Raw genomic sequence first — 13,080 nt, forward strand, 5'->3', positions numbered from 1 at the left:
TCAGCACGCCGAATATCAACACCAAAAACGCTACGAATGCAAATAATCCTGCAAAAAAGCCAGTGCCGTGCTTTTATGGGTTCCCCATCACCTTCAGGCGCTACAGTTTCACTAGTTTTTTTACCACGGTGCGCTGGGCGAAGCGCAATTCGACCACGTACACGCCCGCGGCCAGGCCGGCCACTTCCACCGGCGCTTCGCTGGCGTTGCCGGCCACCGTTCGGCCGAGCACTTTGCGCCCCACCGCGTCGTACACCGCCAGCGCGTAGGGCAGGAAGCACGTGCCGGGCTGCCGCACTTGAAAGGCCGCGGTGGCCGGGTTGGGAAACACGGTGGCTTGCGCCGGGTCGCAGGCCGTATCCGCCGGCGCGGGTTCCAGGCCATTGAAGTAGTGCTGCATGAAGTTGGGCAGGCCCCCCGTGCCGCTGCGCCCGCCAAAATCGAAACGCTGGGCGCGCACGTCGCAGGCAAAGCCCCGGGCGTTGGGCCGGCCGATGACGTAAAACACGTTGGCGTTGTCGCTCAGCGGCGCGCCAGGGCCCTGGTAGCCACTGGCCCCGTACATGCGCCCGTCGGGACCGTTTTGCAGCAGGTAAACGGTTTCGCTCAGTACCGTGGCGCTGATGTTGGTGGCCGGATTGCCCGCGACGATGCTCTGGCCCGAAGCCGCAATGGCGGCCCCGTCGCCGGCTTGCAAATCAAACTGGGTGATGACGTTGCGGCCCTGGCCGTTTGGCTGCCGGCGGAAGTCTGGCACGTAGAGCTTGGTGTTATCGGGCGAGAAGCAAGGGCTGTTGGCGTCAAGCAAGACCCCCAGGCTCACGTAGTTGGAAACGGCCCCGGTGGCGGGGTCAAAATCAAACAGCCCCAAGGACGGGCGGGTGCCGGCGGTGGTGAGGTGGCCGAAGGCCAGCTGGCGGCCGTTGGGTGCGGCCTGCATCGCCCCGGCTACCTGGTCCGAAAAGTAGCTGCCCGCCACGGCGTCGGCCGGCTCCACGGGGCCCACTGCGTAGCGCGTGGCCGGCCCCCCCCGCGGCCGTGACGGGGTACACCACAAAAGCGTTGCTCAGCCACTCGTGGCACAGCACCCAGTAGTCGCGGCCGTTGGCGTGGCGCACGGCCGTCAGCTTTTCGGTGAGCCCGGTGGCCAGGCGGCGGTTTTTGGTTTCCGGCACCACGTCGCCCAGCCCGTTGTTGCGCCGCATGTCCACCTGCGAGTAAGCGAGGGAGCTGGCGTAGGCCGCCGCTGGCACATTGATGGTCAGGCTTTTTTCACCCGCCCGCAGCGTGAACAAGTAGTAGCCCGCTGCGTCGCCCGGCACGGGCACCAGCAGGGCCCCCTGGGTGGCGTAGGAAGGGGACGGGGTGGGCGAATCGGGAAACAGCGACCCCCACAGGCCGCTGCCGTTGGGCAGCACGCGGTGGTCGCGGCCCCACACCCGCCCGCCGTCGGAGTAAAGTCGCAACTGCCCCGTGGCCGGGTCAGACAGCACCGCGCTGGCATCAAACGCCGTCATCTGGCCGTCGAGCAGCACCTGCGGGGCCCCCGCGCGAAAGCTAAACCCGGCCCTTTCGTTGAAGTACCAGTTATCGGCTTCGTGCTGGGCCCAGGCCCGCGAGCTATTCAATAACAGCAGTAAAGCCCAGGCAAGTCTTTTGGCAGAGAACATGGCAGAGGTAGTAATAAAAAGGGTTCCGCAGCCGGCCCCAGCCTTTGAATAGCTCATCCCAATAGGCCGTTATGCCGAGCGCAGCCGAGGCATCTCGCCCGCTTTGTTGGGGTGGGGCTGCTCACTGCGGCACGCGAGATGCCTCGGCTGCGCTCGGCACGACCGTTCCTTTGGTGTCTTTTTGGATAGCCTTTAAGTAGCCGTGCAAAAGCAAATAGATTGCGAGTTGCTAGTTGTTGGTCAATGAGTTATAAGCCAAATAGCCACTGGCAACTAATGGCTAGCAACTGAAGGATAGCTTCCCGGCCCCGGCCACGCCCCGGTAATTTCAGGACAGGACCGGGGCCACGCAGGGAGCGCCAATTTCCGCAAAAGGTTACAGCCACCGCGCCCGGGGACCTACTTCAGCGTATCAGGTGGAGCGTGGTGTCGAGGCGCTGGGTGACGAGGAACTGGCGGGCCTGGAGGCGCAGCTGGTCTTGCTGCTGGCGCTGCTCGTCTTTTTTGAACAGGCGCACGTGGTACTTGGCCTCGCCGCTGGCGCGCCGCAGGTTCACGTAGGTGAGGCCGGGGTGGGGGCGCGGGGCCAGGGGCTGGTTGTTTTTGATGCGCTCGATGCGCTTCTTGTTGTCGCCGAACAGGGCCTGGATGGCGTTGGCCCCCACGTAGAGGTTGGCGCGGCCGTCGAGGGCATAGGTGCCGTTCACGGCCATGTTGGCCAGGTTGCTGTTGAGCTCCAGGCCCGGAATCAGCACCTCGCCGCGGTCGAGGATGAGCTGGGTGCGCACGGGCTCGAAGTACAGGTGGCCGCTGCGCTCCTTGCGGATGAACCGGAGGCTCTCGGTTAGGGCCTCTACATCAATAAGCTCCAGGTTGCGGATGTCGGCCTGGAGGTAGGCCTGGGTTTGGTCGAAGCCGGGCAAAAAAGTAGCGTCCAGGTCGGTGCGCAGGTCGCCGGCCAGGCGCACTGTGCCGCGGATGTTGTCGCCGCCCAGCACGCGCAGGTGCATGGCTTGGGCCACGCCAAAAAACTCCGACAGCTGAATGTCGTCAAGGGCGGTTTGCACGTGTAGCGGATGGTGGTCGCGGCCGCGGTCGGTGTGCAGCACGCCGCTCAGGCGCACCCGGCCCCCAAAAGCGTTGAGGGAGGCCGTGTCGATGCGGGCCGCGCCGTCGCGCAACTGCACTGCCAGCCGGAACTGCCCGCCGCGCACCGCGGCGTAGCGTACCTGGTCGGCCTGCACGTGCAGCGTGGCTGCGAGCACGCCGTTGGTCAGCATCGAGCCCGTGCGGGGCCGGCCGCGGGCGGTGCGGCCGCTGGCCCGGCGGGTGCGGGCGGCCTGGCGGGCCACGCGCCGGGCGGGCGTCACGAGGCTGTCGGGCGGGTTGAGGGCGGCGAGCAGTTTCAGCAACTGCTGCACATCGAGGGTGGCGTAGCGCAGGCGCACGTCGGCGGCGGCGGCGGTCAGGCGCAGGTCGTCGACGATGGCCGAGGCCGAGGCGCGGCCCTGCCCGCCCTGGGGCACCGTCACGGTGAGGTAGGGCATGTCGAGCAGCGAATCTTCCTTGATCAGGCGCAGGCGCAGGTTGCGCAGCGACTGGCCATCCGGCAGGCGTACGGCGTCGATGGAGCAGTCGAGCTGGCCGTCGGCCGTCAGCAGCAGCTCGCGCAGGGCGGGCAGCGCGGCGCGCTTGCGGTACCCGGGGCGGCCCGGGGCGGGGCGGCGCACGGGGGCCAGGCGGGCCAGCAGCTGCTGGTAGGGCAGCGTGCCAAAATGCACGGCCAATTGGAAGTTGATGGGGGCCACGTCGGTAGCGGCAGAGGCGGTGGGCCAGGCCAGGTTGCCTTGCACCTCGCCGCCGTAAATGCGGCCCGTGAGGCCCTGGAGGCGCACCTGGCGGCCGTCGTGGTACACCCGCACAAACAAGTCAGAAAGTGTATCGGCGGGCAGCAGCAGGCGGCGGCAGTGCAGGGCCACGCTCAGGCGCATGCCCTGCGGAATGAGGCTGGTGCCCAGCGTGGCGGTGAGGGCGGCGCGGGCCTGGGCCCGGCGGCGGGCGTTGGGCCGCGCCGGGGCCCCCGCCGGGGGGCGCAGCAACCCGCGCAGCCGCCCCACGTTCAGGTCGTCCACGGCAAAGTCGCCGCGGACGGTGGTGGTGGCCGACTGCCCGGTGAGGTAGCCCAGCAGGTGCACCGTGGCGGCCGAGGCCTGGAAGCGCATCCCATCCAGCACGCCCGAGGCATCGCTGAGCCGCCACACGCTGTCGGCGATGCCGATGTGCACGTTCAGGGCCGCGAGGCGGGCGTGGCGGGCGGGCAGCAGCAGCTCGGCGTTGCGCAGCACCACCCAGCCGCGCACGTCGAGGTTGCGCTGCAACGCCGCCAGCCGCGTGCGGTTGGGCGGCGGGCGCAGCAGGCCCTGGAAGGTGACGTTGAGGGCCGCCGTGCCGCGGCGGGCCTGCCAGAGGCCGCGCGGCGTGAGCAGGGCCGCCAGCTCGGGCAGCTCGGTGCGCCCGCTCAGGCGGCCGCGCACGTAGGGCTGCCGGAAGTTGCGCAGCGTCAGGGCCACGTCGAGCTGCCCGGCGGGCGAGTACAGGCGGCAGCGCTGGAGGGTGAGGGTGGTGGTTTCGGGGCGGTGGCCGGGGCCGTTGTCGTAGGTGGCGGCCAGGTCCCAGTGGTTGATGCGGCGGGCCGAATCGGGCCAGGCCAGGCGGGCATCGCGCAGCCCAAAGCTGAGCAGCGTGCGGGGCCGCACCGTGGGCCCGCTCAGCCCCAGAATGCGGTACGTCACCTGCGCCTTGCTCGGGCTGACGGCCCCCACCAGGTACGGCCGCAGGCGCGGGGGCAGGGCCGTGTTCAGCACCGCCAGCAGGGGCTGGTCGCCGGCAAAGCGCAGGTCGAGCTGGGTGCCGGTGGGGTTGCGCGGGTCCACGGTGTGGGTGCCGCTGAGGCGCACGGTGTCGCCGTTCAGCGTGAAGCGCGTGTCGTCGAAGCTGCCCTGCCGGGCCCCAAACGTGTAGTGGTAGCGCACCCGGGCCCGCACCGGCTCGTGGGCCAGCAGCGTGCCGCTCGGGTTTTGCAGGAATTCGAGCTGCCCGTCCAGCAGGCCCTGCACGCGCACCACGCCGCCCGCCAGCCGGCCCGCCAGGCGCCCCACCCGCACCCGGGCCCCAATGGCGCTGTGGGTGTAGGCGTTGCGCGTGGCGATGGTGAAGTTGTTGATAATGAGCGAATCCAGTCCCAAGTCCAGCGCCGGCGACTTGCCCGGGCCGGGCCGGCGCTTGCCGCGCAGCCCCCAGCTGTGGCCCAGCGAATCCACCACTTCGCGCAGGGCCCCGTCGCTGAGCGTGAGGCGCGTGACCTGCACGCGGCCGTGCAGCAGGGCCCCCAGCTCCAGGCGCGCATCGGCCCGGTCGAGGCGCAGCACCAGCTCGGGGCGGCCGTGGGCCGTGTCGGTCAGGGCCAGGTGGCGCAGCGAGGCGGTGAGGTGCGGGAAGTCGCGCCAGGGCGAAAACTCCACCTCGAAGGGCCCCAGCACCAGGTCCGAGCTTTTGGCCAGCTGCTGGCGCACGCGCTGGGCAATCAGCGCCCGGCCGTAGCGGCTGCCCAGCAGCCACGCCCCGCCCCCGGCTGCCAACAGCACGAGCAGCAAGCCGGCCAGCAACACACGGAGGGAGATTTTTTTCATAAGCAACGAGCACGGGGCCAGTCGGCCCCATACGCAAAACCACCGCCTACCGATGAGCCTACCACGGCCGCCGCGCTACCGGAACGTAAAGTCGATCCGGAAGCTTGCGTAGGCCGCCGGGCGCAGCACCTCGGCGGTGGGGTCGGTGCTGGTGCGCTGGGGCACCACGTAGTGGCCCGTGAGGGCGTAGGAAAACGGGTAGCGGGCGTAGGTCAGCGGCAAAGTAAGCTCGTAGCCCATCAGGCTGGGCGCGGCCGTGGCGTCGGGCACGGTGGAAGCCACCGTGCCGTTGCGCCGCCGCCGGGTGGCCACCACCGGCGCGCCGGCCGCGCCCGGGGGCGCGTACGTGCCGCCGTAGCGCAGCAAGGCCAGCGGCGAGCCATAAAATACCTCCGCCCCCGGCGTCAGGCTCAACGCGTCGGCGCCCAGCCAGTTATCCTTTTTGAGGGTGCCCGTGAGCAGCAGCGAAACTGTTTGGGCGCGCTGCTGCTGGAAGAAAAAGTTGTAGTCCAGGGCCAGCGCCAGGGGCCCCCAGGCGTAGGCCGTGTTGGCCTCGAAGCCGTTGTTGATGCGGGGCTCGTCGCGGCCCAGGGCCTGCGTAAAAAACACCCGGTCGAGCGATACCGAATACGTCCAACGGGGCAAAAATTCGTTGGCGTAGCCCACCTCCAGGTCCGTGAACGAGTAGCGCGGCGGCGCGCTCTGCCGGAAATAATAGCCCTGGAGCTGCCCATAAAACCCACTCGGGTGGCTGTACATTACGCTCGGGCTCAGGGCCAGGGCGTGGTCGCCGTACTCGCGGCCCAGGTAGTAAGTGCGCTGGTCGGCGTCGAGGGCCACGGTCCATTCAGCAGTATCGGCAGCAATGGGGCGCGGCGGCGCGGGAAGGGTTTGAGCTTGCAGCTGGCCGGAGGGTAAAGCCAAGGCAATGGCAAAAAGTAAGAGGTGCTTCACGCAGTTGGGTGGGGAGAGGAACGTTTAGGATATGGAAGTTTAGGATTTTATAAAAACGTCATGCAGAGCGCAGCGAAGCATCTCTACTGCTCCACTAATTATAATTACTGCTGCGGGAGAGATGCTTCGCTGCGCTCTGCATGACCGTTCTATTAATTCAATAATTCAAACAGCTCCCAAATCATCAGGAAAATGGAAGTGGCGCGGCACCACGCCGGCCGGGGCCCCCAGCACCGCCAGGGCCCCCCGGTGGCCCGGCCCCGCCGCGAAGCCCAGCAACTGGGCCCCCGCCGGCGCGGCCAGCCACGGCGTCCCGTCCGCCCCCATTTCCAGCACCGAAAACTCCGCGAACGGCAGCGACAAGCCCATGCTCAAGGCCTTGGCGTAGGCCTCCTTGCGCGTCCAGATGGTGTAGAACAGGGCCTCCCAGGGCCCCCCCGGCGCGGTGGCGCGCAAGGCCGCCTGCTCGGGGCCCGAGAACAGCTCCTGCACCAGGGCCAGCGCGTCGGTCATCGGGTGCAGGGCTTCCACGTCGGCCCCCACGGCCCATTCGTTCGATACCGCTAGCAGCGCCCGCCCCGCCCGGTACGAGAGGTTGAACTGCACCGCCGCCGGGGCCGGCAGCGCCGGCTTGCCGCGCAGCACGGGCGCCGCCAGCACCAACTCCGCCGGCTGCTGCCCAGCATAGGGCCCCAGCACCGCCCGCAAAAAGCCGTGGGCCCGCCCGTAAGTCTGGCGCAGCGCATCGGTGCGAAACCGCGCCTGCCGGTCCCGCTCGGTTTCGGACAAGGTGACTTCAGTAGGGCCCCAGGCGGGGTGCTCGGCGGCCAGGTCGGCGTGCCAGAGGTGCACGAAGGGAGGAGGCATAAGGCGGGTGGTCAGGTGCGGATTATCGGTTGCTGATGCATACTTTAGGGCCATATGGTCTCACGATTTTGCAAGCTAACCGCAATAAGGCCGATTGCAAGACCTAGAGTTTTGATGAGCCGTTTGGTTTTGGCTTTCGTTGGCCCATCAAACGGGTAATATATAATTGCGTAATCACGGTTTGCTTTTTCTCATTATATAGATGGAATCTACGGCCCTACAAAATCCATTTTTCGACTCAATTCCTTTAAATAAAAGCCTTTTCCATTATACTGATGCGGGAGGGCTTGTGGGACTAGTAAATGGCAAATTATGGTTGACAAGTCTGCATTATCAAAACGATTCAAAAGAATATTATTATGCAATAAACATGCTGAAGGATATTCTAAATACCGAATACCCGGGATTATTGCATGATACTACCATAAGTATGTTAGGTAGAAAAATGTCATTAAGTTTCTCCTTTTCACTATCAGAGCAAGGTGACTCTTTAAGTCAATGGAGAGGATATTGCCCAAAAGGTGGTTTTGCATTATCTTTTGAAAACGTGAGTTTTAATAATTTTATAAAAGATAATAATTTGCAAATTGTAAAGTGCGTATATAATGTTAATGATCAGAAGGAAGTGCTAAGGAAGTATGTAATAGGAATTACTCAAGCGCAATTTGAGCATGCAAGAGCTACGAAGGACTCGTCAGAGCTTCCATTTTCAGTCAACACACTACATTACGAGATATTTAATAAAATTAGTAGAGTAGCTCCAATTTTAAAGGATCCTAATTTTTGCCAAGAAGAAGAATGGCGCTTAATTAAGACCCTTATATCAACGGATGCACATCGTCAGTATGGAAGTAATGCACTTTCTGAAATATTGCCATCAAATAATGTGAAAGTTCGCCCTAGAGGTAATGCTTTTATTCCTTATGTAGAAATCCCACTTAAGCATGATGAAAGTAGGCGAAACGTCAGTGTTGCGATAGTCAGAATGAGTCCTAGTAACTTGCCTGATAATTTGAGAAAATTTGCTGAAGATGCATGTAAGAGCTTGCTTTATACGAGCGATAAAGTCGCTCATTACAATGCTGAAGTTGTGTCATCAATAATTCCATATATTACTTAATAATTATCAGTACAGCACGTTTAGTTCCAATTGTATACGCTCACATATTTAATAGATCAGTCGCAATTAGAGTTGAATTGCTTGCTCAGGACCCCGAATTTTAACAAGTCCGCAATCCCAACTTTCACCGACCTATTCAGCACCCCAACCTCACCCATTGCCCCCCGGCACAAAGGCGCACGGGATGCCTTGCCAGCGGGTGTTGGCGGGCAGGGTTTCGCCTTTCATTAGCAGCGACAGGCTTTTGAGGGTGGCGCCGGGGCCGATGACTGAATCGTAGAGCACTACCGACGAGGTACCCACCGTGGCGTAGCGCCCGATGCGCAGGGTCGACATCTTCATGATGCGGTCCTCGAACAAGTGGGTTTGGATGGTGCTGCCGTTGTTGAGCACGGCGTGGTCGGCCACCCAGGCCAGGTCGAATTCCGTGATTTCGGTCGTGTCCAGGTACACCGAGTGGCCGAAGCGGGTGCCCATGAGCAGGAAGAACGAGGTGGCGAACGGCGTGCCCAGCAGCGGCGTCACCCAGTACAGGAACACGTAGCTCTCACACAGCGAGTTGACCAGCTCGTTGCGCCACACGTAGCTCGACCACAGCGGCTTTTCGGAGGGCCGGTAGCGCCCGATGAGCACCCACTTGGTGGCGGCGGTGAGCAGCGACAGCGCCAGCACGGTGCCCAGCAGCACGCCCGTGCCCAGCAACGCGCTGATCCAGAACGGGTAGCCGTTGCGCAGGTGCCAGGCGCAGTAGTGATACACCGCCGCAAACGTGGCCGATACGAAGGCGAACGGCAGCGTGATTTTGAAGAATTCCATCGCGCCCCGCGCCCAGACCAGGCGCGTGGGCGGGTCGAACGTGAGGGCGTCGGTGAACGTGGCCGACACCGACCGGTTGGGCAGCAAAAACGCCGGCGAGCCCACCCACGACGTGTTCGGCGGGGCCCCCGCGGGCGGCGCCGTGGACAGGGCCCCCACGAGCTGGCCCGTGCCCAGCACCGTGCCCCCGGCCAGCACCGCGCTGTTGCCGATGAAGGTGCGGGCCCCCACCACAGTGGCTTCTACAGCCACCTGGCCGCGCTGTACGCGCGGGGCCCCCACGCTCACCGAATCGGCCAGGAAGGCGCCGGCCTCCACCGTGAGGTGGTCGGCGGAGATGTGGTTGAGGGTCGAGATTTCGGCCCGGCGGCCCACTTTGGCGCCCAGCAAGCGCAGCCAGAACGGCGCGTAAATGGTGGCGTACACCGGCTTGAGCACGCTCAGGCTCTGGGCCAGCACGGCGTCGGCCAGCCAGTGGCGCACGTAGGCCAGGCTGTAGAGCGGCAGCGTTCCTGCTAGCTGCCGCCCCGCCACGAAGCGCTTGGTGAGGGCCAGCAGGGCCCCCAGCACCAGCACGTAGGCGGCCGCCAGCGGCACCAGCGCCGGCAGCGCCGGCAGCAACCCCCAGCGCTCCACGGCTTCGTAGAAGAGGCCAAATACCGGCACCGAGGCGCCCGTGGGCAGCAGCAGCATCAGGGCAATGGCCAGGGTTTGGACCACCATATAAGCGGCCCCTGGCCGCACGCGCGACGGGGCGGCGCCGGCCAGCGTGCGCACCCGCTGCGAGGGCGAGCCCTGCCAACCCTCGCGGGCCGGTACGCGGTGGCCGGCCGCCACCACCGAGAGGTCGTCCAGCTCGGCCTCGTCGCCCAGTTCGGTGTCGGTTTCGAGGATGGCGCGCAGGCCCACGTAGGCGTCGCGCCCCACCCGGATGGGCCCCAGGATGAGGCGGTCGCGCTCGACGCGGTAGCCCAGCAGGCCGGCCTCGCGGGCAATGCTGGCGCCGTCGTCCAGCGTCAGCAGGTCGAAGGCCATCAGGCGCGTCGAGCCCAGGTACACGCCGTGGCCGATGCGGGCCCCCAGCAGGCGGTAGAACACGTTGAGGTAGGGCGTGGCCGAGAGCAACTGGGTGGGCGCGGCTTCCACCAGCTTTTTCACCACCCAAAAACGGACGTAGTACAGGCCCCACAGCGGGTACTCGCCCGCTTTGAACCGGCCAATAATCAGCCACTTAAACACAATGACCAGCCCGCAAGCTACTGGCACGTAGGCCAGCACCGCGGCCGCTACCAGCGCCACAATGGCCCAATCGGACTGCGCCGTCAGCCAAGGCCGCACGGCGATGGAAGTGTTCAAAATCAGCACCGGCACGAGGTAGAACAGGAACACGGCCGCCGCTTGCAGCACGGCCGTGAACACCCGCATGGCGTGCGAGGCGCGCGGCACCGGGGGCCCGGCGGGAACCGCTGCCACGGCGGCGGGCGCGGCAGCAGCGCCCGCGTCCACGGCCTGGGCCAGGGCCTCGATGGTGCGGCGCGTGTACATCTCCTTCACCGAAAGGCCGGCGAACTGGGGCTGCTGGCGCAGCTCGGAAATGATGAGCGAGGCCAGCAGCGAGTTGCCGCCAATCTCGAAAAAGTCGTCGGTGGTGGAGAGGTCCGACGTGTCGAAGCGCTTCTGCCAGGCGGCGTACACGGCGGCTTCGGTGGGGGTGCGGGGCAGGGCCAGCTCGCGGGTGGGGGCCGCGGCGTCGCTCACCGGGTAGGGGAGGGCCTTGCGGTCGACCTTGCCGCTGGTGAGCAGCGGGAACGTGGCCAGCGGCACCAGCGCGGCCGGCAGCATGTAGGGCGCGAGCCGCTCGCGCAGGTAAGTGCGCACGGCCTGGGCGTCGAGCAGCGGGTGGACCGGGTCGAGGATGAGGTAGGCGATGAGCTTCTGCACGCCGTCGTCGCCGGTTTTCAGGGCCACGGCGGCGTTGCGGATGCCGGGCCACTGCAAGAGCAGCGACTCAATTTCGGCCAGCTCCACTCGGAAGCCCCGGATTTTCACCTGCGTGTCGATGCGGCCCAAAAAGTCAACGTTGCCGTCGGCCTCGAAGCGGGCCAGGTCGCCGGTGCGGTAGAGGCGGCCGCTGAAGCCGGTGGCCAGCTCGGCCACGGTGTTGAACTTGGCGGCCGTCAGCTCGGGGCGGTTGAGGTAGCCGGCGGCCAGCGCGGGGCCCCCAATGCACAGCTCGCCGGTGGCGCCCAGCGGCACGAGCTGCCCGAGGTGGTCGAGCAGCAGCGCCTCGTAGCCCGCCAGGGGCCGGCCGATGGTGAGCTTCTGGCCGGGCACGAAGTCGGCGGCGGTGGCCACCACGGTGGCTTCGGTGGGGCCGTAGGTGTTCACCACGCGGCACTGGCGGCTGGCCCACTTGGCCAGCAGCTCGGGCGGGCATACCTCACCGCCGAGGATGAGCAGGCGCAGGCTGGGGACGGTGCTGGCCAGCAGCGAGAGCAGCGTGGGCACGGTCGAAAATACCGTTACCTGGTTGGCGCTCAAGAAGTCGGGGAGGGCGTCGGGGGCCTTCATGGTTTCCTCGGGCACGGGCACCAGGGCGGCCCCGGCGGCCCAGGCCAGCCACAATTCTTCCAGCGACGCATCAAAGGCCACCGAAAAGCCCTGCGCCACGCGGTCCTGCGGGGTGGCCTGAAACAGCAGCTGCTCGGCCCGCACCAGGTGGCAAATGCTGCGGTGCGGGATGAGCACGCCCTTGGGCAGCCCCGTGGTGCCGGAGGTGTAGATGACGTAGGCAATGGACTCGGGGCCCCCGGCCACGGGGCCCAGCGGTGCGGCCGGTGCGGGGGCCCCGGCTGGCGCTTCGGCCAGCAGCACCTGGCCGGGCCAGGCGGCGAGGTAGTCGGGCGCATCGTCGTTCACGAGCAGGGCCCGGGCCCCGCAGTCGTTGAGGATGAAGGTGACGCGGTCGGCGGGGTAGGAGAGGTCGAGGGGCACGTAGGCGGCCCCGGCCTTGAGCACGGCCAGCATGCCGGCGTACAGCTCCACCGACTTGTGCATGAGCAGGCCCACGAAGTCGCCGGCCCGCACGCCGGCCGCTTGCAGGCGCGCGGCCAGTGCCTCGGCCAGGGCGTCCAGCTCGTGGTAGGGCACGGCGCGGCCAGCCCACTGCACGGCCGGGTGATTAGGGTAGGTGCGGGCGGTTTCCTCAAACAGCCGGTGCAGCTGCTGGGGGCCCCCGTCGGGTGCGCGCTGGGGGACGGTGGCGAACTGCCGGAGCTGCGCCACCTCGTCGGGGGCCAGGAAGAACACGTGGCCCACGGTGGCGCCCGGCGCCGTGGCCAGCTGCCCGAACACGCTTTGCACGTGGGCGGGCATGAAGAGCTCAACGCGCAGCCCGCCCGCGGCCTCGGCGCAGCTGAAGCCCACGGCCACGGCCTCGGGCTGCTCGAAGCCCAGCGTCACGCACCAGGTTTGGTCGGGGCGCTGGGCCTCGGGGGCGGGGAAGGAGATGCGGGCCCGCACAATGCCTGCGCCCAGCTCCTCAGCCACGCCGGCCAGGGCCAAGGCGATTTGGGCAGCGGCTTCGGCCTCCACTTCGGCCAGCGGGAGGCCGTCGTGCAGGCCCAGCGTCACCGCGGCGGCGGGAAAGTCGAGCGCGGCGTTGGCGATGTGCAGCGTGGCTTGCAGCTGGGCCGGGGCGCGCTCGGGCTGGTGGCGGTAGTACACCACCGCGAAGGCAGCCAGGTAGCCGGCAATCAGCTTTTCCTTTTTCTGAAACAGAACTTCAAATTCGGGGGCCGGCGGCGCCGGGTCGGCCGCGGGCGGCGGCGAAACCAGCGGTTCGTTTACGTCAAGCATAGGAGCAGGGGCCCGCGGCGGGGGCTGTGCAGGGCCCCCGCCGCGGCGGGTGTGAAAGGCGACGTGAAAGAAACGAGGCGTTAAAGCTAGAAACGCCGCAAGGGTT

General features: G+C 66.2%; 7 protein-coding genes. 1 reads left to right on the top strand and 6 read right to left on the bottom strand.

All coding sequences use genetic code 11. The annotated features are described in order from the left end of the window. Positions 1 to 100: 100 nt before the first annotated feature. The 5 genes from AXW84_RS26385 to AXW84_RS06850 form a co-directional block, all read right to left on the bottom strand. Positions 101 to 940: a T9SS type A sorting domain-containing protein gene (locus tag AXW84_RS26385; protein WP_068230457.1), complete on the bottom strand. Its 840-nt coding sequence runs from the start codon at positions 938 to 940 to the stop codon at positions 101 to 103. Beyond that, positions 858 to 1,670: a hypothetical protein gene (locus tag AXW84_RS25765; protein ID WP_068230460.1), complete on the bottom strand. Its 813-nt coding sequence runs from the start codon at positions 1,668 to 1,670 to the stop codon at positions 858 to 860. The genes AXW84_RS26385 and AXW84_RS25765 overlap by 83 nt, the downstream gene beginning before the upstream one ends. Positions 1,671 to 2,074: 404 nt before the next feature. Then, entirely contained in the window at positions 2,075 to 5,359 is a 3,285-nt protein-coding gene (locus tag AXW84_RS06840) for an AsmA-like C-terminal region-containing protein (RefSeq protein WP_068230463.1), read from the bottom strand. Positions 5,360 to 5,434: 75 nt separating this feature from the next. After that, positions 5,435 to 6,313 carry a hypothetical protein gene (locus AXW84_RS06845; protein ID WP_157886862.1) on the bottom strand — a complete coding sequence of 293 codons (879 nt, stop codon included), beginning with the start codon at positions 6,311 to 6,313 and terminating at the stop codon, positions 5,435 to 5,437. 165 nt (positions 6,314 to 6,478) lie between these two features. After that, on the bottom strand, positions 6,479 to 7,180 hold the full coding sequence (locus tag AXW84_RS06850; RefSeq protein ID WP_157886863.1) for a 4'-phosphopantetheinyl transferase family protein: 702 nt from the start codon (positions 7,178 to 7,180) through the stop codon (positions 6,479 to 6,481). Between the two features lie 202 nt (positions 7,181 to 7,382). On the opposite strand from AXW84_RS06850, the gene AXW84_RS23100 reads away from it, so the two are divergent. Next, entirely contained in the window at positions 7,383 to 8,300 is a 918-nt protein-coding gene (locus AXW84_RS23100; protein ID WP_082773745.1) for a DUF2971 domain-containing protein, read from the top strand. Positions 8,301 to 8,450: 150 nt separating this feature from the next. On the opposite strand, the gene AXW84_RS06860 is transcribed toward AXW84_RS23100, so the two are convergent. Beyond that, positions 8,451 to 12,974: a Pls/PosA family non-ribosomal peptide synthetase gene (locus tag AXW84_RS06860; RefSeq protein WP_068230476.1), complete on the bottom strand. Its 4,524-nt coding sequence runs from the start codon at positions 12,972 to 12,974 to the stop codon at positions 8,451 to 8,453. Positions 12,975 to 13,080 lie beyond the last annotated feature (106 nt).

Origin of the sequence: Hymenobacter sp. PAMC 26628 (genome assembly GCF_001562275.1) — a bacterium.
Classification (GTDB): Bacteria; Bacteroidota; Bacteroidia; order Cytophagales; family Hymenobacteraceae; genus Hymenobacter.